Source organism: Streptomyces sp. NPDC002785 (assembly GCF_040295565.1).
Lineage (GTDB): Bacteria > Actinomycetota > Actinomycetes > Streptomycetales > Streptomycetaceae > Streptomyces.
The window spans coordinates 1-22,024 of sequence record NZ_JBEOVN010000022.1 but is presented as its reverse complement, the minus strand read 5'-3'; the positions used below and the strand labels follow the sequence as shown (position 1 = coordinate 22,024).

Genomic DNA, 22,024 nt, shown 5'->3' with positions numbered 1-22,024 from the left:
TCGTCCGGAATCGGACGAGGACTGAGAAATGGGTATCCGCAAGTACAAGCCGACGACCCCGGGCCGTCGTGGCTCCAGCGTCGCCGACTTTGTCGAGATCACGCGGTCCACGCCGGAGAAGTCGCTGGTCCGCCCCCTGCACAGCAAGGGCGGCCGTAACAACGCCGGTCGGATCACTGTTCGCCACCAGGGTGGTGGACACAAGCGCGCCTACCGCGTGATCGACTTCCGTCGTCACGACAAGGACGGCGTGCCGGCCAAGGTCGCGCACATCGAGTACGACCCGAACCGCACCGCGCGCATCGCGCTCCTGCACTACGCGGACGGCGAGAAGCGCTACATCATCGCGCCGCGTGGCCTGACGCAGGGCGACCGTGTCGAGAACGGCCCGGCCGCCGACATCAAGCCCGGCAACAACCTGGCGCTGCGCAACATCCCGGTCGGTACGACCATCCACGCCATCGAGCTGCGGCCCGGCGGCGGCGCGAAGTTCGCCCGTTCCGCGGGTGCCTCCGTGCAGCTGCTGGCGAAGGAGGGCACCATGGCCCACCTTCGTATGCCGTCGGGTGAAATCCGCCTGGTCGACGCCCGCTGCCGCGCCACGATCGGCGAGGTCGGCAACGCCGAGCAGTCGAACATCAACTGGGGCAAGGCCGGTCGCATGCGCTGGAAGGGCGTACGCCCGTCCGTCCGCGGTGTTGCGATGAACCCGGTTGACCACCCGCACGGTGGTGGTGAAGGCAAGACCTCCGGTGGACGCCACCCGGTCTCGCCGTGGGGTCAGAAGGAGGGTCGTACTCGCTCGCCGAAGAAGGAATCGAGCAAGTACATCGTCCGCCGCCGCAAGACGAACAAGAAGCGCTAGGAGCGGGTTTAGATGCCGCGCAGTCTCAAGAAGGGGCCCTTCGTCGACGGCCACCTCATCAAGAAGGTGGACGTACAGAACGAGGCAGGCACCAAGAACGTCATCAAGACCTGGTCCCGTCGCTCGATGATCATCCCGGCCATGCTGGGTCACACCATCGCGGTGCACAACGGCAAGATCCACGTCCCGGTGTTCGTCACCGAGTCGATGGTCGGCCACAAGCTCGGCGAGTTCTCGCCGACTCGCACCTTCCGCGGCCACGTCAAGGACGACCGGAAGTCGAAGCGCCGCTAGCGCGGGGTGGAAACGACTATGACTCACACCGAAGGGACAACCATGGAAGCCAGGGCCCAGGCGCGGTACATCCGCGTCACGCCCATGAAGGCCCGCCGCGTGGTGGACCTCATCCGTGGCATGGATGCCACGGAGGCTCAGGCGGTCCTGCGTTTCGCCCCGCAGGCCGCGAGCGTGCCGGTTGGCAAGGTGCTGGACAGCGCCATCGCCAACGCCGCACACAACTACGACCACCCTGACGCCTCTTCGCTGGTCATCAGCGAGGCGTACGTGGACGAGGGCCCGACCCTGAAGCGGTTCCGTCCGCGTGCTCAGGGCCGTGCCTACCGGATCCGTAAGCGGACCAGCCACATCACCGTGGTCGTCAGCAGCAAGGAAGGAACCCGGTAATGGGCCAGAAGGTAAACCCGCACGGGTTCCGGCTCGGCATTACCACGGACTTCAAGTCCCGTTGGTACGCCGACAAGCTGTACAAGGACTACGTCAAGGAAGACGTTGCCATTCGTCGCATGATGACGAAGGGCATGGAGCGGGCCGGCATCTCGAAGGTCGAGATCGAGCGCACCCGCGACCGCGTCCGCGTTGACATCCACACCGCCCGCCCGGGCATCGTCATCGGTCGCCGTGGCGCCGAGGCCGACCGCATCCGTGGCGAGCTGGAGAAGCTGACCGGCAAGCAGGTCCAGCTGAACATCCTCGAGGTCAAGAACCCCGAGGTGGACGCTCAGCTGGTGGCCCAGGCCGTCGCCGAGCAGCTCTCCTCCCGCGTCTCCTTCCGTCGTGCCATGCGTAAGAGCATGCAGAGCTCGATGAAGGCCGGCGCCAAGGGCATCAAGATCCAGTGCGGTGGCCGCCTCGGCGGCGCCGAGATGTCCCGCTCGGAGTTCTACCGCGAGGGCCGTGTGCCCCTGCACACGCTCCGCGCGAACGTCGACTACGGCTTCTTCGAGGCCAAGACGACCTTCGGCCGCATCGGCGTGAAGGTCTGGATCTACAAGGGCGACGTCAAGAACATCGCCGAGGTCCGCGCCGAGAACGCCGCTGCCCGCGCAGGCAACCGCCCGGCCCGTGGCGGCGCTGACCGCCCGGCCGGCCGTGGTGGCCGCGGTGGCGAGCGCGGCGGTCGCGGTCGCAAGCCGCAGCAGCAGTCGGCTCCGGCTGCCGAGGCCCCCAAGGCCGAGGCTCCCGCCGCTGCCGCTCCGGCTGCTGAGAGCACCGGAACGGAGGCCTGACCGAAATGCTGATCCCCCGTAGGGTCAAGCACCGCAAGCAGCACCACCCGAAGCGCAGCGGTATGTCCAAGGGTGGCACGCAGGTTGCGTTCGGCGAGTACGGCATCCAGGCGCTGACCCCGGCGTACGTGACGAACCGCCAGATCGAGGCAGCTCGTATCGCGATGACCCGCCACATCAAGCGTGGCGGCAAGGTCTGGATCAACATCTACCCGGACCGCCCCCTGACGAAGAAGCCTGCCGAGACCCGCATGGGTTCCGGTAAGGGTTCTCCCGAGTGGTGGATCGCGAACGTCAAGCCGGGTCGGGTGATGTTCGAGCTGTCCTACCCGAACGAGAAGATTGCTCGTGAGGCGCTTACCCGCGCTGCTCACAAGCTTCCGATGAAGTGCCGGATCGTTCGGCGCGAGGCAGGTGAGTCGTGATGTCGGCCGGTACCAAGGCGTCCGAGCTGCGCGAGCTGGGCAACGAGGAGCTCCTCAACAAGCTCCGCGAGGCCAAGGAAGAGCTGTTCAACCTCCGCTTCCAGGCGGCGACCGGACAGCTCGAGAACCACGGTCGGCTCAAGTCCGTCCGTAAGGACATCGCCCGGATCTACACCCTGATGCGCGAGCGCGAGCTGGGCATCGAGACGGTGGAGAGCGCCTGATGAGCGAGAAGACTGTGACTGAGACGAACACCGACCGCGGATTCCGCAAGACCCGTGAGGGTCTGGTCGTCAGCGACAAGATGGACAAGACCGTCGTCGTCGCTGTCGAGGACCGTGTCAAGCACGCGCTGTACGGCAAGGTCATCCGCCGTACGAACAAGCTCAAGGCGCACGACGAGCAGAACGCCGCAGGCGTCGGCGACCGCGTCCTCCTGATGGAGACCCGGCCGCTGTCCGCCACGAAGCGGTGGCGCGTCGTCGAGATCCTCGAGAAGGCCAAGTAATTCCTGAGGGGCATTCCCCTCAGGCAAGTTCCGCCAGGCTCGGTGGGGGCTCCGGTCAAGGAGCCCCCGCCGGGAACCGGCAGACGATCAGGAGATAGACGTGATCCAGCAGGAGTCGCGACTTCGCGTCGCCGACAACACGGGTGCGAAGGAAATCCTCACCATCCGTGTTCTCGGTGGTTCGGGTCGCCGCTACGCGGGCATCGGTGACGTCATCGTCGCCACCGTCAAGGACGCGATCCCCGGTGGCAACGTGAAGAAGGGTGACGTCGTCAAGGCCGTCATCGTTCGCACCGTCAAGGAGCGTCGTCGTCAGGATGGCTCGTACATCCGCTTCGACGAGAACGCCGCCGTCATTCTGAAGAACGACGGCGACCCCCGCGGCACCCGTATCTTCGGCCCGGTGGGCCGTGAGCTGCGCGAGAAGAAGTTCATGAAGATCATCTCGCTCGCGCCGGAGGTGCTGTAAGCATGAAGATCAAGAAGGGCGACCTGGTTCAGGTCATCACCGGTAAGGACAAGGGCAAGCAGGGCAAGGTCATCGTGGCCTACCCCGCTCAGGACCGCGTCCTCGTCGAGGGTGTCAACCGGGTCAAGAAGCACACCAAGGCCGGTCAGACGGCTCGCGGTTCGCAGACCGGTGGCATTGTCACGACCGAGGCCCCCATCCACGTGAGCAACGTTCAGCTCGTCGTGGAGAAGGACGGCAACAAGGTCGTCACGCGCGTCGGTTACCGCTTCGACGACGAAGGCAACAAGATCCGCGTTGCCAAGCGGACGGGTGAGGACATCTGATGGCTACCACCACCACTCCGCGTCTGAAGACGAAGTACCGCGAGGAAATCGCCGGCAAGCTGCGTGAGGAGTTCTCGTTCGAGAACGTCATGCAGATTCCCGGCCTGGTCAAGATCGTGGTCAACATGGGTGTGGGCGACGCCGCCCGCGACTCCAAGTTGATCGATGGCGCCGTGCGCGACCTCACCACGATCACCGGCCAGAAGCCGGCTGTCACCAAGGCCCGCAAGTCCATCGCGCAGTTCAAGCTGCGTGAGGGTCAGCCGATCGGCTGCCACGTCACCCTTCGTGGTGACCGGATGTGGGAGTTCCTGGACCGTACGCTGTCGCTCGCGCTGCCGCGTATCCGTGACTTCCGTGGCCTGTCGCCGAAGCAGTTCGACGGCCGTGGCAACTACACCTTCGGTCTCACGGAGCAGGTCATGTTCCACGAGATCGACCAGGACAAGATCGACCGGGTCCGGGGCATGGACATCACCGTGGTCACCACGGCGACCAATGACGACGAGGGTCGTGCCCTCCTTCGTCACCTCGGCTTCCCGTTCAAGGAGAACTGACCGTGGCGAAGAAGTCTCTGATCGCTAAGGCCGCCCGTAAGCCGAAGTTCGGCGTTCGCGGGTACACCCGCTGCCAGCGCTGCGGCCGGCCCCACTCCGTCTACCGCAAGTTCGGCCTGTGCCGCGTGTGCCTTCGTGAGATGGCTCACCGTGGCGAGCTGCCGGGCGTGACCAAGAGCTCCTGGTAATTCTCCTTCGCCCTTTGGGCGTTGGGAATTGACGGAAGCTCTCGGTAAGCATCTGGTCGGCAGGAGCCCGGCCTCACATGCCGTAGGCTTGTGGGGTTGGGCGCCTGCCGCCCTAGACCGACTTACTACGCCGTAGGTCCCCGCACCGCACCCGTCCCGCCACTGAGTGGGGAGAGGGATGGCGCATACAGGAAACCCCGGCGAGAGAGGCCGAAGGCCAATTCATGACCATGACTGATCCCATCGCAGACATGCTCACGCGTCTGCGTAACGCGAACTCGGCGTACCACGACGACGTCGTGATGCCGCACAGCAAGATCAAGTCGCACATCGCGGAGATCCTCCAGCAGGAGGGCTTCATCACGGGCTGGAAGGTCGAGGACGCCGAGGTCGGCAAGAACCTCGTCCTCGAGCTGAAGTTCGGCCCGAACCGCGAGCGCTCGATCGCCGGCATCAAGCGAATCTCGAAGCCGGGTCTGCGTGTATACGCAAAGTCCACCAACCTGCCGAAGGTCCTCGGCGGCCTGGGCGTGGCGATCATCTCCACGTCCCACGGTCTCCTGACCGGCCAGCAGGCCAGCAAGAAGGGCGTAGGTGGGGAAGTCCTCGCCTACGTCTGGTAGTCGGGAACGGAGGAATAGCTCATGTCGCGAATCGGCAAGCTCCCCATCCAGGTTCCCGCCGGTGTGGACGTCACCATCGATGGCCGTACGGTCGCGGTGAAGGGCCCCAAGGGCACCCTCACGCACACCGTTGCCGCGCCGATCGAGGTCACCAAGGGTGAGGACGGCGTTCTGAACGTCGCCCGCCCGAACGACGAGCGTCAGAACAAGGCCCTTCACGGCCTGTCCCGCACGCTGGTGGCGAACATGATCACCGGTGTGACCCAGGGATACACCAAGGCGCTCGAGATCAGTGGTGTCGGTTACCGCGTCCAGGCGAAGGGCTCCAACCTGGAGTTCGCCCTGGGCTACAGCCACCCGATCCTGATCGAGGCCCCGGAGGGCATCACCTTCAAGGTGGAGTCCCCCACGAAGTTCTCCGTCGAGGGCATCGACAAGCAGAAGGTCGGCGAGACCGCGGCCAAGATCCGCAAGCTGCGGAAGCCTGACCCGTACAAGGCCAAGGGCGTCAAGTACGCCGGCGAGGTCATCCGCCGCAAGGTCGGAAAGGCTGGTAAGTAGCCATGGCATACGGCGTGAAGATCGCCAAGGGCGACGCCTACAAGCGTGCCGCCCTCAAGCGTCGCCACATCCGCGTCCGCAAGCACATCTCCGGTTCGCCGGAGCGTCCGCGCTTGGTCGTGACGCGGTCCAACCGCCACATGGTGGCTCAGGTCATCGACGACATCGCGGGCCACACGCTCGCGTCGGCGTCGACCCTGGACGTCTCCATCCGTGGTGGCGAGGGCGACAAGAGCACCCAGGCCAAGCAGGTCGGCGCCCTGGTCGCTGAGCGTGCCAAGGCCGCAGGCGTCGAGGCCGTCGTGTTTGACCGCGGTGGTAACCAGTACGCCGGGCGGATTGCCGCTCTGGCTGACGCCGCCCGTGAAGCCGGTCTGAAGTTCTGAGCCCGGTTCCTACGCACAGCGGACGTAACAGAGAGAGGTAAATCCAATGGCTGGACCCCAGCGCCGCGGAAGCGGTGCCGGTGGCGGCGAGCGGCGGGACCGGAAGGGCCGTGACGGCGGCGCAGCTGCCGCCGAGAAGACCGCGTACGTTGAGCGCGTTGTCGCGATCAACCGCGTCGCCAAGGTTGTGAAGGGTGGTCGTCGCTTCAGCTTCACCGCGCTGGTCGTGGTGGGCGATGGTGACGGCACCGTCGGTGTCGGTTACGGCAAGGCCAAGGAAGTTCCCGCGGCCATCGCCAAGGGCGTGGAAGAAGCCAAGAAGAGCTTCTTCAAGGTTCCGCGCATCCAGGGCACCATCCCTCACCCGATCACGGGCGAGCGGGCCGCGGGTGTCGTGCTGCTGAAGCCGGCTTCCCCCGGTACCGGCGTTATCGCCGGTGGCCCGGTGCGCGCCGTTCTGGAGTGCGCCGGCGTTCACGACATCCTGTCGAAGTCGCTTGGCTCGTCCAACGCGATCAACATCGTGCACGCGACCGTGGCGGCCCTCAAGGGCCTGCAGCGTCCCGAGGAGATCGCGGCTCGCCGTGGTCTGCCCCTCGAGGACGTCGCCCCCGCGGCTCTGCTTCGTGCACGTGCGGGAGCGGGTGCGTAATGGCTCGCCTCAAGATCACGCAGACGAAGTCGTACATCGGCAGCAAGCAGAACCACCGCGACACCCTTCGTTCGCTCGGGCTCAAGCGCCTGCACGACGTGGTTGTCAAGGAGGACCGCCCCGAGTTCCGCGGAATGGTGCACACCGTCCGCCACCTCGTGACGGTTGAGGAGGTCGACTGACATGGCGGAGAACAAGCCGCTGAAGGCCCATGACCTCCGGCCCGCCCCGGGCGCCAAGACCGCCAAGACCCGTGTGGGTCGTGGTGAGGCGTCCAAGGGTAAGACCGCCGGTCGTGGCACCAAGGGCACCAAGGCCCGTTACCAGGTTCCGGAGCGCTTCGAGGGTGGGCAGATGCCCCTCCACATGCGTCTCCCGAAGCTCAAGGGCTTCAAGAACCCGTTCCGCACCGAGTACCAGGTCGTGAACCTGGACAAGCTCGCGACGCTCTACCCCGAGGGTGGAGAGGTCACCGTGGCCGACCTGGTCGCCAAGGGTGCGGTGCGCAACAACCACCTCGTCAAGGTCCTCGGACAGGGCGAGATCTCCGTGGCACTGCAGGTTTCGGTTGACGCCGTCTCCGGCTCCGCCAAGGAGAAGATTGCCGCCGCCGGCGGCACCGTCACCGAGCTCGTCTGAGACGACTCGATGGCCTGAACATCCGACCGGGGATGCCTCTTATTTGAGGCATCCCCGGTTGGTCGTTCCTAGGTGGGCATGGTCGCCGGTAAGGTGGCGTGCGTTGTTGTGTGGTAACCCCCTGGGCACCTGCCCGGGGTTCTTTGACTGTTACGTATTCGTCGATCCTCAAGACCGTCACCTCTACGCTTTGCGCGGGGGTCGCAGGAGGCACCGTGCTCACCGCGTTCGCCCGGGCGTTCAAGACGCCCGACCTGCGCAAGAAGCTGCTCTTCACGCTCGGCATCATCGTGCTCTACCGGCTCGGGGCACACATCCCGGTACCGGGAGTGAGCTACGAGAACGTCCAGACCTGTGTTGATCAGGCCAGCAAGGGCAACAACAGCCTCTTCGGCCTGGTGAACATGTTCAGCGGTGGTGCACTGCTGCAGATCACGATCTTCGCGCTCGGCATCATGCCGTACATCACGGCCAGCATCATTCTTCAGCTGCTGACCGTGGTGATTCCCCGACTCGAGGCGCTCAAGAAGGAGGGGCAGTCCGGCCAGGCGAAGATCACGCAGTACACGCGTTATCTGACCGTCGCGCTCGCCATCCTCCAGGGCACCGGCCTGGTGGCCACCGCCACCAGTGGCGCGCTCTTCAGCGGCTGCCCGGTCGCCGACCAGATCGTGCCGAACCAGTCGATCTTCACGACCATCATCATGGTGATCACGATGACCGCGGGTACCGCGGCCGTCATGTGGCTCGGTGAGCTCATCACCGACCGTGGCATCGGCAACGGCATGTCGATCCTGATGTTCATCTCGATCGCCGCCAGCTTCCCCGGCGCCCTGTGGGCCATCAAGACCAGCGGCAAGCTGGCCGACGGCTGGATCGAGTTCGGCACCGTCATCCTGATCGGCTTCGTGATGGTGGGCCTCGTCGTCTTCGTCGAGCAGGCCCAGCGCCGTATCCCGGTGCAGTACGCGAAGCGCATGATCGGCCGCAGGTCGTACGGCGGTACGTCGACGTACATCCCGCTGAAGGTGAATCAGGCGGGTGTGATTCCCGTCATCTTCGCTTCTTCGCTGCTCTACATCCCGGCCCTGATCGTCCAGTTCTCCAACTCCACTGCGGGCTGGGCGACCTGGATCAAGGACAACTTCGTCAAGGGCGACCACCCGTACTACATCACCGCGTACTTCCTGTTGATCGTCTTCTTCGCCTTCTTCTATGTGGCGATTTCGTTCAACCCCGAGGAAGTCGCCGACAACATGAAGAAGTATGGTGGCTTCATCCCGGGTATCCGGGCTGGTCGACCTACTGCCGAGTACCTGAGCTACGTGCTCAACAGGATCACTTGGCCGGGCTCGCTGTACTTGGGTCTGATCGCTCTTGTGCCGACGATGGCGTTGGCCGGCTTCGGTGGTGCGAACGCCAACTTCCCGTTCGGCGGGACGAGCATCCTGATCATCGTGGGTGTGGGGCTGGAGACCGTGAAGCAGATCGAGAGTCAGCTCCAGCAGCGCAATTACGAAGGGTTCCTCCGCTGATGCGAATCGTCCTCGTCGGGCCGCCCGGTGCCGGCAAGGGAACGCAGGCTGCGTACCTTGCCAAGAACCTGTCGATTCCGCAGATCTCCACGGGCGACCTCTTCCGCGCCAACATCAGCCAGGGCACTGACCTTGGCAAGCAGGCCCGCGCCTACATGGACGCGGGACAGCTGGTGCCGGACGAGGTCACCATCGGGATGGCCAAGGACCGTATGTCCCAGCCGGACGCCGAGAACGGCTTCCTGCTGGACGGCTTCCCGCGCAATGTGGGCCAGGCCGAGGCTCTTGACGCCATGCTCAAGGACGAGGGCACCAAGCTGGACGCGGTCCTGGACCTGGAGGTCCCCGAGGACGAGGTGGTCAAGCGCATCGCCGGCCGCCGAATCTGCCGGAACGACGGCTCGCACGTCTTCCACGTGGCGTACAACCCGCCGGAGACCGAGGGCGTCTGCGACGCCTGCGGTGGCCAGCTGTACCAGCGTGACGACGACACCGAGGACACGGTTCGTACCCGGCTGGAGGTCTACCACACGCAGACCGAGCCGATCATCGACTACTACAGGGCCCAGAACCTGGTGGTCACCATCTCCGCGCTCGGCCAGGTCACCGATGTGACCGAGCGGGCGATGGAGGCTCTCAGGTCCGACAGGGGCTGAGAGAAGAACCCGCAGTACTTGTGCAGTCGGCCGCGGCGTCCATGGGCGCCGCGGCCGACTGCTTGCGCCGTATCGTTGAGTACGCCGCACCCGTCACCCGTTCGATGCAGTCCGATGCAGAGAGGCGCCGCGCAATGGTGCAGATCAAGACCCCCGAGCAGATCGCGAAGATGCGTGAGGCGGGGCTGGTGGTCGCTGCCATTCACGCGGCCACCCGCGAGGCGGCGGTGCCCGGAGCCACCACGCTGGACCTGGACCAGGTCGCCCGCAAGGTGATCGCCGATCACGGTGCGAAGTCGAACTTCCTCGGGTACGGCGGGTTCCCCGCGACCATCTGCACCTCGGTCAACGAGGTCGTCGTCCACGGCATCCCGGACGACAAGACCGTCCTCAAGGACGGCGACATCATCTCCATCGACGCCGGCGCGATCGTCGACGGCTGGCACGGCGACGCCGCGTACACGGCCTTCGTCGGCACCGGTCACGCTCCGGAGCTGGTCGAGCTCTCCCGGGTGACCGAGGAGTCCATGTGGGCCGGTATCGCCGCGATGAAGGTGAACAACCGACTCGTCGACATCTCGAAGGCGATCGAGTCCTACATCCGCCGTCAGCCCCGCCCCGCCACCGGCAAGTACGGGATCATCGAGGACTACGGCGGCCACGGCATCGGCACCGAGATGCACATGGACCCGCACCTGCTGAACTACGTCGCCCGCAAGCGCGGCAAGGGCATCAAGCTCGTGCCCGGTGTCTGCCTGGCCATCGAGCCGATGGTGTCCCTCGGCACGCCGCAGACCGAGGTGCTTCAGGACGACTGGACCGTGATCACGACGGACGGCACCTGGTCCTCCCACTGGGAGCATTCGATCGCCGTCACCGAGCAGGGCCCGCTGGTCCTGACGGCCCCCGACTGCGGCAAGGCGAAGCTGGCCGAATACGGGATCGAGGCGGCACCGGACCCGTTGGGCTGATTTGACCCTCTTGCGGAGGTCTAAGGATCTCCCCGGGTGGGCAAACTTGACGGATTCGTCTTTTGGGGTCCGCTGACGTAGACTGACTCGTCGGCTCTCGTGCATCCGTGTGTCCACATGTATACGCGCGATGCCGGAAGTCGATCAAGGTAGCCGATTCGAAAGGCGAAGCGTGGCCAAGAAGCAAGGTGCCATCGAAATTGAGGGCACCGTGATCGAGTCCCTCCCGAACGCCATGTTCAAGGTGGAGCTCCAGAACGGTCACAAGGTCCTCGCGCACATCAGCGGCAAGATGCGGATGCACTACATCCGAATCCTTCCGGATGACCGGGTCGTCGTGGAGCTCTCTCCGTACGACCTGACGCGTGGCCGGATCGTCTACCGCTACAAGTAGATCTTGCCCGCACCCCGCTTCGGCGTGGTGTCGGCACTGACCCGGAGAACCTGACATCCCATGAAGGTCAAGCCGAGCGTCAAGAAGATCTGCGACAAGTGCAAGGTGATCCGCCGTCACGGTCGGGTCATGGTCATCTGCGACAACCTGCGCCACAAGCAGCGCCAGGGCTGACGTACGACCCCCTGCATCTCGCAGCACTTCGCGCGACGCACGTAATACGTACATACGCAGAGTCCGTCCAAGCTTCGGCTGACGACACCTCCGGCGGGGGCCGGGGACCCGGGCGTACCACCTCTCGTCACGAGAGGTCGGCGATCGGGAGTGGCACTGCGGAAGACCCCCGAAATGACAACTGGAGCCATTGAATGGCACGCGTTTCAGGTGTTGACATCCCGCGCGAAAAGCGCGTGGAGGTTGCCCTCACCTACGTCTTCGGTATCGGGCGCACCCGGTCCAAGGAGATCCTCGCCACCACGGGCGTGAACCCGAACACCCGCGTTCGCGACCTGGCCGAAGAGGACCTGGTCAAGATCCGCGAGTACGTGGACGCCAACCTCCGCACCGAGGGTGACCTTCGCCGCGAGATCCAGGGCGACATCCGCCGCAAGATCGAGATCGGCTGCTACCAGGGCATCCGCCACCGTCGCGGTCTCCCGGTCCACGGCCAGCGCACCAGCACGAACGCTCGTACCCGCAAGGGCCCGCGTCGCGCGATCGCCGGTAAGAAGAAGCCGGGCAAGAAGTAGTCCTCAGCGGACGCACTGCGGGGCGTCCGGGTCACCGGCCATCCGCAGCAACCAGCGGTCTTCGCTGTAGGACCGATCACCTCCCCTCTCCATCTGGAGTCAAGACATGCCCCCCAAGGGTCGTCAGGGCGCAGCCAAGAAGGTGCGTCGCAAGGAAAAGAAGAACGTCGCTCACGGCCACGCGCACATCAAGAGCACGTTCAACAACACGATCGTCTCGATCACGGACCCCTCGGGCAACGTGATCTCCTGGGCCTCCGCCGGCCACGTCGGCTTCAAGGGCTCGCGCAAGTCCACCCCCTTCGCCGCGCAGATGGCCGCCGAGTCGGCCGCCCGCCGCGCGCAGGAGCACGGCATGCGCAAGGTTGACGTCTTCGTCAAGGGCCCGGGCTCCGGCCGCGAGACCGCGATCCGTTCGCTCCAGGCCACCGGCCTGGAGGTCGGCTCGATCCAGGACGTCACCCCCACTCCGCACAACGGATGCCGGCCGCCCAAGCGTCGCCGCGTCTGATTCCGTCTGAAGCAACGGAGACAACTGGAAAATGGCGCGATACACCGGGGCCGACTGCAAGCGTTGCCGTCGGGAGAAGCAGAAGCTGTTCCTCAAGGGCAGCAAGTGCGAGAGCGCGAAGTGCCCGATCGAGATCCGTCCTTACCCCCCGGGTGAGCACGGACGCGGGCGCACCAAGGACAGCGAGTACCTTCTTCAGCTTCGTGAGAAGCAGAAGTGCTCGCGGATCTACGGTGTTCTTGAACGACAGTTCGTGAACTACTACAAGGAAGCGAACCAGAAGACCGGCAAGACCGGTGAGAACCTTCTGCGCATCCTTGAGACCCGCCTCGACAACGTGGTCTACCGGGCAGGCTTCGCCAAGTCCCGCGACCACGCCCGTCAGCTGGTGCGTCACGGACACATCGCTGTGAACGGCACGAAGACTGACATTCCGTCGGCCCGCGTCGCCGTGAACGACGTCATCGAGGTTCGTCAGAAGTCCAAGGCCCTGACCCCCTTCCAGGTGGCCCAGGCCGAGGCCGGCGAGCGCACCGTACCGGCATGGCTCGAAGCCGTGCCGTCGACGATGCGGATCCTCGTGCACTCCCTGCCCGAGCGCCAGGTGATCGACACCCAGGTGCAGGAGCAGCTGATCGTCGAGCTCTACTCCAAGTAGTAGCTCGTGGGTCCGGGCGGTACGACTCTTTCGGGTCGTGCCGCCCGTACCCTTGTCAGTATCTGGGGGCGTCAAATAGTGGGCGCCCACGACTGAAGGAACGCAACATGCTTATCGCTCAGCGTCCGTCGCTGACCGAAGAGGTCGTTGACGAGTTCCGCTCCCGGTTCGTCATCGAGCCGCTGGAGCCGGGCTTCGGCTACACCCTCGGCAACTCTCTTCGCCGTACGCTCCTCTCCTCGATCCCCGGCGCTGCTGTCACCAGCATCCGGATCGACGGTGTCCTGCACGAGTTCACCACCGTGCCGGGCGTCAAGGAAGACGTCACGGACCTCATTCTCAACATCAAGCAGCTGGTCGTCTCCTCGGAGCACGACGAGCCGGTCGTGATGTACCTGCGCAAGCAGGGTCCCGGCCTGGTCACCGCGGCTGACATCGCCCCGCCGGCCGGTGTCGAGGTCCACAACCCGGACCTGGTCCTGGCCACGCTGAACGGCAAGGGCAAGCTGGAGATGGAGCTGACCGTCGAGCGCGGTCGCGGCTACGTCTCCGCCGTCCAGAACAAGCAGGCGGGCCAGGAGATCGGCCGTATCCCGGTCGACTCCATCTACTCGCCGGTGCTCAAGGTCACGTACAAGGTCGAGGCGACCCGTGTCGAGCAGCGCACCGACTTCGACAAGCTGATCGTCGACGTCGAGACCAAGCAGGCCATGCGTCCCCGTGACGCCATGGCGTCGGCCGGTAAGACCCTGGTCGAGCTGTTCGGCCTGGCGCGCGAGCTCAACATCGACGCCGAGGGCATCGACATGGGCCCGTCCCCGACGGACGCCGCGCTCGCTGCCGATCTGGCGCTGCCGATCGAGGAGCTCGAGCTCACGGTCCGTTCGTACAACTGCCTCAAGCGTGAGGGCATCCACTCCGTGGGTGAGCTCGTGGCTCGTTCCGAGGCCGACCTGCTCGACATCCGCAACTTCGGTGCGAAGTCGATCGACGAGGTCAAGGCGAAGCTGGCCGGTATGGGCCTGGCGCTCAAGGACAGCCCGCCCGGATTCGACCCGACGGCCGCGGCCGACGCGTTCGGCGCCGATGACGACGCGGACGCCGGTTTCGCGGAGACCGAGCAGTACTAGTACGCCTCCGGCTGGGGTGCCCGGTTTTTCGGGCGCCCCGGACCGGGCGAGGGCTTTGCCCTCAAGCGCCGGACGGGCTGGATTGTGGCTGATGAGGGATTTCATCCGCCGTGAATTCGCCCCGAAGGATTCTGATACTTCCGTGGGGCGTCCGCCGTACGGGAACTGACACCGGTACCTGATACGGCCGGTGCAGCACACAAGGAGAAAAACCATGCCGAAGCCCGCCAAGGGTGCCCGTCTGGGCGGCAGCGCTGCGCACGAGAAGCTTCTTCTCATCAACCTTGCGAAGGCGCTGTTCGAGCACGGCCGCATCACCACGACCGAGGCCAAGGCTCGCCGCCTGCGTCCGGTCGCCGAGCGTTTCATCACCAAGGCGAAGAAGGGCGACATCCACAACCGTCGCCTGGTGCTGCAGTCGATCACGGACAAGGGCATCGTGCACACGCTCTTCACCGAGATCGCCCCGCGGTACGAGAACCGCCCCGGTGGTTACACCCGCATCACCAAGATCGGCAACCGTCGTGGCGACAACGCCCCGATGGCCGTCATCGAGCTGGTCGAGGCGCTGACCGTGGCCCAGCAGGCCACCGGTGAGGCCGAGGCCGCGACCAAGCGTGCGGTCAAGGAAGACGCCCTCAAGAAGGACGAGGCTCCGGCCGAGGCCGTCGAGGACGCCAAGCCGGCCGAGGCTGACGCGCCCGCCGCGGAAGCCAAGGACGCCTGAGCGTTCTGAGACCACTGGACGGGCCCGCATCACCCTTCGGGGCGGTGCGGGCCCGTTCCGTATGCACTGGCAGAAAAGGATCCTTCGGTGAGTGACGACGTAGAGCCCGGCTTCGTACGGGTGCGGCTGGACCTGGCGTACGACGGCAAGGACTTCTCCGGCTGGGCCAAGCAGACCTCCAGGCGGACCGTCCAGGGGGAGATCGAGGACGCGCTGCGGACCGTGACGCGGTCCTCGCGTACGTACGACCTGACCGTCGCCGGACGCACCGATGCCGGGGTGCATGCCAGGGGCCAGGTCGCCCATGTCGATCTGCCGGACGAGGTGTGGGCCGAGCACGCGGACAAGCTGCTGCGGCGGATGGCCGGACGGATGGCGCCCGATGTACGGATCTGGCGGATTGCGGAGGCCCCGGCCGGGTTCAACGCCCGGTTCTCGGCGCTGTGGCGTCGTTACGCCTACCGCGTCGCCGATCGTCCCGGTGGAGTGGATCCGCTGTTGCGCGGTCATGTGCTGTGGCACGACCGGCCGTTGGACGTCGACGCCATGAACGAGGCGGCGGCCCGGATGGTCGGGGAGCACGACTTCGCCGCGTACTGCAAGAAGCGCGAGGGTGCGACGACCATCCGTACGCTGCAGAAGCTGAGTTGGGTACGGGACGAGCCGTCCGGGATCATGACGGCGACCGTGCAGGCCGATGCGTTCTGCCACAACATGGTGCGGGCGCTGATCGGGGCGGCGCTGTTCGTCGGGGACGGGCGTCGCCCGGCCGAGTGGCCCGCACAGGTGCTGGCGGCACGGGTGCGGGACCCCGGCGTGCATGTGGTGCGTCCCCATGGGCTGACGCTGGAGGCGGTGTCGTACCCGGCCGACGAGCTGCTGGCGGCCCGCTCCAAGGAGGCGCGCAACGTGCGCACGCTCCCGGGAAGCGGTTGCTGCTGAGACCCGGTGACGGGCCTGTCCGATCGGTCCTGTCCGTACGGTGGTCCGTCCCTCGGGACGACGGCCCTGTCAGCCGGCGGGTGCCGTGGCCGCCGCCGATGCCTGGAGCTCGCCGCGGTGGCGGATTTGACGGAACGTGAAGTTCGTCAAGTCGTCGCCGGTGGTGAAGGCGGTCTTGTCGGCCGTGGTGACGTTCTTGCCGTTGGTGAAACCACTGATGGCGAAGTAGGCGTAGCGGCCGTAGAAGTTGGCGGTACGGCGGCACACCGATCCGGTGGAGCAGAAGGCCGGCACACCCGCGCCGCTCAGGGTGGCGATGCTGCCGCTCGACTGCTGGGCCGCTCTCTTCGCCCGGGCTTCCGTGTCGAAGACCGCGAGGCCGACGGTGACGGCGACGCCGTCCCTGCTGTACGTGGCCCGGATGACCTGGCCGCAGCCATTGTTGACGAGGATCGAGCCGAGCGCGTCCTTGGTGGTCGCGGCGCAGTTCTTCGTCTGCTGCGTCGCGCCCTTGACGTAGACGCGGTCGCCCATCGTCAGCTTCTTGCCGGGGAAGAACGCGTCGACGGTGATCGGCGCCTTGTCCTTCTTGACGTCGGATATGTAGTCCTTCGGGTCCGGCGGGGGCGGTGGTGCCACCGAGGAGAAGGACGGCTCGGGCTCGGCCGTGTTGCTCGGCAGGTCGGTCGGGGCCGGCAGCTCGCTCGCGTTCTTGCCGGAGCCGGTGGAGCCGTTGCCGTTGTTGGCCGAGATGACCGCCGTCGCCACGATGGCACCGACCGCCGCGGTGGCGAGCACGCCGCCGCCGATCAGCAGCCACTTCTTGCGGCGGCTGCGCGCGGCGGACTCGTCGGCCAGCGCTGTCCAGTCCGGAGTCTGTGTGCCCCCGGGCCCCCAGGAGGGCTCCCCTTGCCCAAAGCTCATGCGGCGAATCCTAGACGGAACATAAACCGGTTGGGCCAGGGCTTCGCGGCCCGTGACAATGCTGTGCATGGGACATCTTGAAGCAGGCCATCTGGAGTACTACCTACCGGACGGGCGGGTGCTGCTCGGCGATGCTTCGTTCCGGGTCGCGGACGGGGCCGTGGTCGCCCTCGTGGGGGCGAACGGCGCCGGAAAGACCACGCTGCTGAGGCTGCTCGCCGGGGAGCTCCAGCCGCACGGCGGGTCCGTGTCGGTGAGCGGCGGGCTCGGGGTGATGCAGCAGTTCGTGGGCTCCGTGCGGGACGACCGTACGGTCCGGGATCTGCTGGTCTCCGTCGCCCAGCCCCGTATCCGGGAAGCGGCGCTGGCGGTCGACAAGGCCGAGGAGCTGATCCTCACCGTCGACGACGAGGCCGCGCAGATGAAGTACGCGCAGGCCCTGAGCGACTGGGCGGAGGCCCGCGGGTACGAGGCCGAGACCGTGTGGGACATGTGCACCATGGCCGCGCTCGGTGTCCCGTACGAGAAGGCGCAGTGGCGTGAGGTGCGCACGCTGTCCGGCGGTGAGCAGAAGCGCCTGGTGCTGGAGGCGCTGCTGCGCGGGCCGGACGAGGTGCTGCTGCTCGACGAGCCGGACAACTATCTCGACGTCCCCGGAAAAAGGTGGCTGGAGGAGAAGCTGAAGGAGACCCGTAAGACGGTCCTCTTCGTCTCCCACGACCGGGAGCTGCTGTCCAGGGCCGCCGAGAAGATCGTCAGCGTCGAACCGAGCCCGGCGGGCAGCGATGTGTGGGTGCACGGCGCCGGTTTCGACACGTACCACCAGGCCCGCAAGGACCGGTTCGCCCGGTTCGAGGAGCTGCTGCGGCGCTGGGAGGAGGAGCACGCCAGGCTGAAGGCGCTGGTCCACCGGCTGCGGCAGCAGGCGGCGATCAGCCCCGACATGGCGTCCCGCTACCGGGCGATGCAGACCCGCTTCAAGAAGTTCGAGGACGCGGGACCCCCGCCGGAGCCGCCTCGCGAGCAGGACATCAAGATGCGGCTGCGCGGCGGCCGGACCGGCGTACGGGCAGTGACCTGCAAGGGGCTCGAACTGACCGGGCTGATGAAACCGTTCGACCTGGAGATCTTCTACGGGGAGCGGGTCGCCGTCCTCGGCTCGAACGGCTCCGGGAAGTCGCACTTCCTGCGGCTGCTCGCGGGCGAGCCGGTGGCGCACGCGGGGGAGTGGAAGCTCGGGGCGCGCGTCGTACCGGGTCACTTCGCGCAGACGCACGCCCATCCGGAGCTGCTGGGGCACACGCTCGTCGAGATCCTGTGGACCGAGCACGCCAAGGACCGCGGCGGGGCGATGTCCGTACTGCGGCGGTACGAGCTGGAACGGCAGGGCGACCAGCCGTTCGAGAAGCTGTCCGGCGGACAGCAGGCGCGGTTCCAGATCCTGCTCCTGGAGCTGGCCGGCACGACGGCACTGCTGCTGGACGAGCCGACGGACAACCTGGACCTGGAGTCGGCGGAGGCCCTGCAGGACGGGCTGGAGGTGTACGACGGGACGGTGATGGCCGTCACGCACGACCGCTGGTTCGCGAAGTCCTTCGACCGGTATCTGGTGTTCGGCTCGGACGGCGTCGTACGGGAGACGACGGAGCCGGTGTGGGACGAGCGGAGGGTGGAGCGGGTGCGGTGACGCTCCGCGTCCCGGCGGGGGCGTGGGCACACAGGCGGGGGCGTGGGCACGGGCGCGCGGGGGGCGAGGCTCACCTGTTTGGGTGAGCCCTCCGCGAAGGGAGGACACCTCCGATGCCTCGTCCCTAGCGTGTCCGCATGGTCAGCTCATTGACGACGACACGGCGATGATCTTCGCCGAACTCACCGAACTCGGCCTGGGTTCCGCTCCGGCCGCACAGATCTGGAGGGACCTGATGTCCGTCGACCTCTCTTTCTTCCGCTCGGAGACGTCTGAGCGGCTGCGTTCTGAGGGCCGCGCCGAGGGGCGTGCCGAGGACATTTTGCGGATTCTCTCCAAGCGGGGGGTGGCGGTGTCGGAGCGGGTGCGGGAGCGGATCGTTTCGTGTGGTGATCTGGATGAGCTGAGCGACTGGCTGGATCGGTCGTTGACGGCCGAGATCGCCGAGGATCTGTTCGTGGCGAGCGAGGCCTGACTGCGGGGCAGTCAGGCCCGGCCGGCCGGGGTGCGGAGGCTGTTTTGACCCGCGTGGGGGAGCAACGGTATTCTTCTGGTTTGTTATGCGTATTGGCTTGGTCGTTCTCACGCGAGGGGCCCTTACGCCGGTCCACCGGGCCGATGACCAGCGGCAGGCACTCGGGTTGCGTCCCCGTAGTGCCGCCAAGGCTGGTGTGATCGTCCGGGTGGCCTTGTCAGGACTCACTCACTGAAGAAGCGAAGGCTACGACCGTGCGTACGTACAGCCCCAAGCCCGGCGATGTGACGCGCCAGTGGCACATCATTGACGCGCAGGACATCGTCCTGGGTCGTCTGGCCACCACGGCTGCGAACCTCCTCCGCGGCAAGCACAAGGCGATTTACGCCCCCCACATGGACATGGGCGACTTCGTCATCATCATCAACGCCGAGAAGGTTCACCTCTCCGGCAACAAGAAGACCCAGAAGATGGCGTACCGCCACTCCGGGTTCCCGGGTGGTCTGCGCTCCGTGCGTTACGACGAGCTCCTCTCCAAGAGCCCGGAGAAGGCTGTCGAGAAGGCCATCAAGGGCATGATCCCCAAGAACACCCTGGGCCGTCAGATGCTCTCGAAGCTCAAGGTCTACGCGGGCGACCAGCACCCGCACGCTGCTCAGCAGCCGGTCCCGTTCGAGATCACCCAGGTCGCGCAGTAGTTCCGGCCTCCCCCTAAGACCATAAGAAAGATCTGAGGAGAATCGTGGCCGAGACCACTGTTGAGAACCCCGTCGAGGGCACCGAGGGCGAAGAGGTTTTCGCCGAGGTGACCACCTTCGAGTCCGAGGTTCCCGTCGAGGGCGAGTACACCAGCGAGTCGCTGGCTTCCCGCTTCGGCGACCCGCAGCCTGCCGCCGGCCTTGGCCGTCGGAAGAACGCCATCGCCCGCGTCCGGATCGTTCCGGGCACCGGCAAGTGGAAGATCAACGGTCGCACCCTTGAGGACTACTTCCCCAACAAGGTGCACCAGCAGGAAGTCAACGAGCCCTTCAAGGTGCTCGAGCTCGACAACCGCTACGACGTCATCGCCCGCATCTCGGGTGGCGGCGTCTCGGGTCAGGCCGGCGCCCTGCGCCTCGGCGTGGCCCGTGCGTTGAACGAGGCGGACGTGGACAACAACCGCGCCCCGCTGAAGAAGGCCGGCTTCCTCTCCCGCGACGACCGTGCGGTCGAGCGCAAGAAGGCCGGTCTCAAGAAGGCCCGTAAGGCCCCGCAGTACAGCAAGCGCTAATCCGCCTGCTCATCTGCTTTACACGTTCGCCCCGGCGGCACACCTTGTGCTGGCCGGGGCGTTCGTCTATCGGCACCCTCGGGCGTATAACGGCATAGGACGTTCATACGCTTGCATGCGCAGCGTTGTGTCACGTTGCCCGGCGACGGTGTGCCGCGCTCTGCGCGTCGTGTTGCCGTGCGTTGGTTTGGTTTGCGTTTTCGGAGCATTCGGAGGACACCAGTGGGACGGCTCTTCGGCACGGACGGTGTGCGCGGTGTGGCCAATGCGGATCTGACGGCTGAGCTGGCGCTCGGTCTCTCGGTCGCTGCGGCGCACGTGCTTGCCGAGGCGGGCACCTTTGAGGGGCATCGGCCGACAGCCGTGGTGGGACGTGACCCACGTGCGTCCGGAGAGTTCCTGGAGGCCGCCGTCGTGGCCGGCCTCGCCAGTGCCGGCGTGGACGTCCTGCGGGTCGGTGTGCTGCCCACCCCTGCGGTGGCGTACCTCACCGGCGCGCTGGGCGCCGACCTCGGTGTGATGCTCTCCGCCAGCCACAACGCCATGCCGGACAACGGTGTCAAGTTCTTCGCCCGTGGCGGTCACAAGCTCGCCGACGAGCTGGAGGACCGGATCGAGACGGTCTACGAGCAGCACCGCACCGGTGAGCCCTGGGCGCGTCCGACGGGCGCAGGGGTGGGCCGGGTCACCGAGTACGCCGAGGGCTTCGACCGGTACGTAGCCCACCTCATCGCCGTCCTCCCGAACCGGCTCGACGGGCTGACGGTCGTCCTCGACGAGGCACACGGCGCGGCCTCCCGGGTCTCGCCCGAGGCCTTCGCGCGGGCCGGCGCCGAGGTGATCACTATCGGTGCCGAACCGGACGGTCTGAACATCAACGACGGCTGCGGCTCCACCCACCTGGAGCTCCTGAAGGCCGCCGTCGTCGAGCACGGCGCCGACCTCGGCATCGCGCACGACGGCGACGCGGACCGCTGCCTCGCCGTGGACGCCACGGGCGCGGAGGTCGACGGCGACCAGATCCTGGCCGTGCTCGCCCTCGCCATGCGCGAGGCCGGGCAGCTGCGCAAGGACACCGTGGTCGGCACGGTCATGTCCAACCTCGGCTTCAAGATCGCGATGGAGCGGGAGGGCATCCAGCTCGTCCAGACCGCTGTCGGCGACCGTTACGTACTGGAGTCGATGAAGGCCGAGGGCTATGCGCTGGGCGGCGAGCAGTCCGGCCATGTCATCGTCCTGGACCACGCCACGACCGGCGACGGCACGCTGACCGGCCTGATGCTGGCGGCCCGGGTCACCGCCACCGGCCGTACGCTCGCCGAGCTGGCCGGGGTCATGCAGCGGCTGCCCCAGCTGCTGATCAACGTCCCCGACGTCGACAAGTCCCGGGTCGAGACCTCCCCGGAGCTGGCCGCGGCGGTCGCCGAGGCCGAGCGCGAGCTGGGGTCCACCGGGCGTGTACTGCTGCGCCAGTCGGGCACGGAGCCCCTGGTACGGGTCATGGTCGAGGCGGCCGACATCGAGCAGGCACGGGCGGTCGCCGAGCGGCTGGCCGATGTGGTGAAGTCCGCACTCGGCTAGTGCCCTTCCCGGCAAGCTCTGCCCCGTCGCGCCGGTGAACCTTTCCGGCTACAGCACTGGAGCGAGACAGCCGGATCACGTTGCCGTTA

General features: G+C 66.4%; 34 protein-coding genes. 33 read left to right on the top strand and 1 reads right to left on the bottom strand.

Annotated features, from left to right (window positions below; genetic code table 11):
• The first annotated feature begins 28 nt into the window (after positions 1 to 28).
• The 28 genes from rplB to truA all read left to right on the top strand — a co-directional run bounded on the left by rplB (position 29) and on the right by truA (position 15,998).
• Positions 29 to 865, top strand: coding sequence for a 50S ribosomal protein L2 (gene rplB, locus ABTZ94_RS08890; protein ID WP_351198943.1), 837 nt, complete (start codon positions 29 to 31; stop codon positions 863 to 865).
• 12 nt (positions 866 to 877) lie between these two features.
• Positions 878 to 1,159, top strand: coding sequence for a 30S ribosomal protein S19 (gene rpsS / locus ABTZ94_RS08885; RefSeq protein ID WP_023539342.1), 282 nt, complete (start codon positions 878 to 880; stop codon positions 1,157 to 1,159).
• A gap of 42 nt (positions 1,160 to 1,201) precedes the next feature.
• Positions 1,202 to 1,549 (top strand): 50S ribosomal protein L22, encoded by a 348-nt coding sequence (gene rplV, locus ABTZ94_RS08880; RefSeq protein WP_026290933.1) that lies wholly within the window; start codon positions 1,202 to 1,204, stop codon positions 1,547 to 1,549.
• Positions 1,549 to 2,391 (top strand): 30S ribosomal protein S3, encoded by an 843-nt coding sequence (gene rpsC, locus ABTZ94_RS08875; RefSeq protein WP_093540760.1) that lies wholly within the window; start codon positions 1,549 to 1,551, stop codon positions 2,389 to 2,391. Before rplV ends, rpsC begins: the two co-directional genes overlap by 1 nt.
• Positions 2,392 to 2,396: 5 nt before the next feature.
• A complete protein-coding gene (gene rplP / locus ABTZ94_RS08870) occupies positions 2,397 to 2,816 on the top strand; it encodes a 50S ribosomal protein L16 (RefSeq protein WP_014047785.1) in 420 nt (139 codons plus the stop codon).
• The gene (gene rpmC / locus ABTZ94_RS08865) at positions 2,816 to 3,040 is read left to right on the top strand and encodes a 50S ribosomal protein L29 (protein ID WP_015035581.1); all 225 of its coding nucleotides are present in this window, start codon (positions 2,816 to 2,818) and stop codon (positions 3,038 to 3,040) included. Before rplP ends, rpmC begins: the two co-directional genes overlap by 1 nt.
• Positions 3,040 to 3,324, top strand: coding sequence for a 30S ribosomal protein S17 (gene rpsQ / locus ABTZ94_RS08860; protein ID WP_030977953.1), 285 nt, complete (start codon positions 3,040 to 3,042; stop codon positions 3,322 to 3,324). The genes rpmC and rpsQ overlap by 1 nt, the downstream gene beginning before the upstream one ends.
• Positions 3,325 to 3,424: 100 nt before the next feature.
• Complete coding sequence (gene rplN / locus ABTZ94_RS08855) at positions 3,425 to 3,793, top strand: 50S ribosomal protein L14 (RefSeq protein WP_003966950.1); 369 nt, start codon at positions 3,425 to 3,427, stop codon at positions 3,791 to 3,793.
• A 2-nt stretch (positions 3,794 to 3,795) separates the two neighbouring features.
• A complete protein-coding gene (rplX, locus tag ABTZ94_RS08850; protein ID WP_003966949.1) occupies positions 3,796 to 4,119 on the top strand; it encodes a 50S ribosomal protein L24 in 324 nt (107 codons plus the stop codon).
• Positions 4,119 to 4,676, top strand: coding sequence for a 50S ribosomal protein L5 (rplE, locus tag ABTZ94_RS08845; RefSeq protein WP_093897251.1), 558 nt, complete (start codon positions 4,119 to 4,121; stop codon positions 4,674 to 4,676). The genes rplX and rplE overlap by 1 nt, the downstream gene beginning before the upstream one ends.
• 2 nt (positions 4,677 to 4,678) lie before the next feature.
• The gene (locus tag ABTZ94_RS08840) at positions 4,679 to 4,864 is read left to right on the top strand and encodes a type Z 30S ribosomal protein S14 (RefSeq protein WP_024491590.1); all 186 of its coding nucleotides are present in this window, start codon (positions 4,679 to 4,681) and stop codon (positions 4,862 to 4,864) included.
• A 224-nt stretch (positions 4,865 to 5,088) separates the two neighbouring features.
• Entirely contained in the window at positions 5,089 to 5,487 is a 399-nt protein-coding gene (gene rpsH, locus ABTZ94_RS08835; RefSeq protein ID WP_030351444.1) for a 30S ribosomal protein S8, read from the top strand.
• Positions 5,488 to 5,508: 21 nt separating this feature from the next.
• Positions 5,509 to 6,048, top strand: coding sequence for a 50S ribosomal protein L6 (gene rplF, locus ABTZ94_RS08830; protein ID WP_351198940.1), 540 nt, complete (start codon positions 5,509 to 5,511; stop codon positions 6,046 to 6,048).
• A 2-nt stretch (positions 6,049 to 6,050) separates the two neighbouring features.
• A complete protein-coding gene (rplR, locus tag ABTZ94_RS08825; RefSeq protein WP_093540756.1) occupies positions 6,051 to 6,434 on the top strand; it encodes a 50S ribosomal protein L18 in 384 nt (127 codons plus the stop codon).
• 46 nt (positions 6,435 to 6,480) lie between these two features.
• Positions 6,481 to 7,086 (top strand): 30S ribosomal protein S5, encoded by a 606-nt coding sequence (rpsE, locus tag ABTZ94_RS08820; protein WP_266913326.1) that lies wholly within the window; start codon positions 6,481 to 6,483, stop codon positions 7,084 to 7,086.
• Positions 7,086 to 7,268, top strand: coding sequence for a 50S ribosomal protein L30 (rpmD, locus tag ABTZ94_RS08815; RefSeq protein ID WP_018550611.1), 183 nt, complete (start codon positions 7,086 to 7,088; stop codon positions 7,266 to 7,268). Before rpsE ends, rpmD begins: the two co-directional genes overlap by 1 nt.
• 1 nt (position 7,269) lies before the next feature.
• Positions 7,270 to 7,725: a 50S ribosomal protein L15 gene (gene rplO, locus ABTZ94_RS08810; RefSeq protein WP_018550610.1), complete on the top strand. Its 456-nt coding sequence runs from the start codon at positions 7,270 to 7,272 to the stop codon at positions 7,723 to 7,725.
• Positions 7,726 to 7,940: 215 nt separating this feature from the next.
• Positions 7,941 to 9,260 (top strand): preprotein translocase subunit SecY, encoded by a 1,320-nt coding sequence (gene secY / locus ABTZ94_RS08805; protein ID WP_351198937.1) that lies wholly within the window; start codon positions 7,941 to 7,943, stop codon positions 9,258 to 9,260.
• Positions 9,260 to 9,916, top strand: a complete 657-nt coding sequence (locus tag ABTZ94_RS08800) for an adenylate kinase (protein WP_351198935.1) — start codon at positions 9,260 to 9,262, stop codon at positions 9,914 to 9,916. Before secY ends, ABTZ94_RS08800 begins: the two co-directional genes overlap by 1 nt.
• A gap of 134 nt (positions 9,917 to 10,050) precedes the next feature.
• Positions 10,051 to 10,887, top strand: a complete 837-nt coding sequence (map, locus tag ABTZ94_RS08795; RefSeq protein WP_351198933.1) for a type I methionyl aminopeptidase — start codon at positions 10,051 to 10,053, stop codon at positions 10,885 to 10,887.
• A 172-nt stretch (positions 10,888 to 11,059) separates the two neighbouring features.
• Entirely contained in the window at positions 11,060 to 11,281 is a 222-nt protein-coding gene (gene infA / locus ABTZ94_RS08790; RefSeq protein WP_003956442.1) for a translation initiation factor IF-1, read from the top strand.
• Positions 11,282 to 11,341: 60 nt separating this feature from the next.
• Positions 11,342 to 11,455: a 50S ribosomal protein L36 gene (gene rpmJ, locus ABTZ94_RS08785; RefSeq protein WP_003956441.1), complete on the top strand. Its 114-nt coding sequence runs from the start codon at positions 11,342 to 11,344 to the stop codon at positions 11,453 to 11,455.
• A gap of 194 nt (positions 11,456 to 11,649) precedes the next feature.
• The gene (gene rpsM / locus ABTZ94_RS08780) at positions 11,650 to 12,030 is read left to right on the top strand and encodes a 30S ribosomal protein S13 (protein WP_014047799.1); all 381 of its coding nucleotides are present in this window, start codon (positions 11,650 to 11,652) and stop codon (positions 12,028 to 12,030) included.
• Positions 12,031 to 12,136: 106 nt separating this feature from the next.
• On the top strand, positions 12,137 to 12,541 hold the full coding sequence (gene rpsK, locus ABTZ94_RS08775; protein WP_003956432.1) for a 30S ribosomal protein S11: 405 nt from the start codon (positions 12,137 to 12,139) through the stop codon (positions 12,539 to 12,541).
• A gap of 31 nt (positions 12,542 to 12,572) precedes the next feature.
• On the top strand, positions 12,573 to 13,199 hold the full coding sequence (gene rpsD, locus ABTZ94_RS08770; RefSeq protein ID WP_093897256.1) for a 30S ribosomal protein S4: 627 nt from the start codon (positions 12,573 to 12,575) through the stop codon (positions 13,197 to 13,199).
• 107 nt (positions 13,200 to 13,306) lie between these two features.
• Positions 13,307 to 14,329 carry a DNA-directed RNA polymerase subunit alpha gene (locus ABTZ94_RS08765; RefSeq protein ID WP_326767231.1) on the top strand — a complete coding sequence of 341 codons (1,023 nt, stop codon included), beginning with the start codon at positions 13,307 to 13,309 and terminating at the stop codon, positions 14,327 to 14,329.
• A gap of 214 nt (positions 14,330 to 14,543) precedes the next feature.
• Positions 14,544 to 15,056 carry a 50S ribosomal protein L17 gene (rplQ, locus tag ABTZ94_RS08760; RefSeq protein ID WP_351198931.1) on the top strand — a complete coding sequence of 171 codons (513 nt, stop codon included), beginning with the start codon at positions 14,544 to 14,546 and terminating at the stop codon, positions 15,054 to 15,056.
• 87 nt (positions 15,057 to 15,143) lie between these two features.
• Complete coding sequence (gene truA, locus ABTZ94_RS08755; protein ID WP_351198929.1) at positions 15,144 to 15,998, top strand: tRNA pseudouridine(38-40) synthase TruA; 855 nt, start codon at positions 15,144 to 15,146, stop codon at positions 15,996 to 15,998.
• Positions 15,999 to 16,067: 69 nt separating this feature from the next.
• Here the strand turns inward: truA and ABTZ94_RS08750 are convergent, their stop codons facing one another.
• Entirely contained in the window at positions 16,068 to 16,922 is an 855-nt protein-coding gene (locus ABTZ94_RS08750) for a hypothetical protein (RefSeq protein ID WP_351198927.1), read from the bottom strand.
• A gap of 58 nt (positions 16,923 to 16,980) precedes the next feature.
• On the opposite strand from ABTZ94_RS08750, the gene ABTZ94_RS08745 reads away from it, so the two are divergent.
• The 5 genes from ABTZ94_RS08745 (at position 16,981) to glmM (ending at position 21,935) form a co-directional block, all read left to right on the top strand.
• The gene (locus tag ABTZ94_RS08745) at positions 16,981 to 18,609 is read left to right on the top strand and encodes an ABC-F family ATP-binding cassette domain-containing protein (protein ID WP_351198985.1); all 1,629 of its coding nucleotides are present in this window, start codon (positions 16,981 to 16,983) and stop codon (positions 18,607 to 18,609) included.
• 166 nt (positions 18,610 to 18,775) lie between these two features.
• Positions 18,776 to 19,084: a hypothetical protein gene (locus ABTZ94_RS08740; protein WP_351198925.1), complete on the top strand. Its 309-nt coding sequence runs from the start codon at positions 18,776 to 18,778 to the stop codon at positions 19,082 to 19,084.
• A gap of 254 nt (positions 19,085 to 19,338) precedes the next feature.
• Positions 19,339 to 19,782: a 50S ribosomal protein L13 gene (rplM, locus tag ABTZ94_RS08735; RefSeq protein WP_124269622.1), complete on the top strand. Its 444-nt coding sequence runs from the start codon at positions 19,339 to 19,341 to the stop codon at positions 19,780 to 19,782.
• 44 nt (positions 19,783 to 19,826) lie between these two features.
• Positions 19,827 to 20,354, top strand: a complete 528-nt coding sequence (gene rpsI / locus ABTZ94_RS08730) for a 30S ribosomal protein S9 (protein WP_030914197.1) — start codon at positions 19,827 to 19,829, stop codon at positions 20,352 to 20,354.
• 222 nt (positions 20,355 to 20,576) lie between these two features.
• Positions 20,577 to 21,935 (top strand): phosphoglucosamine mutase, encoded by a 1,359-nt coding sequence (gene glmM / locus ABTZ94_RS08725; protein ID WP_351198922.1) that lies wholly within the window; start codon positions 20,577 to 20,579, stop codon positions 21,933 to 21,935.
• Positions 21,936 to 22,024: the final 89 nt, after the last annotated feature.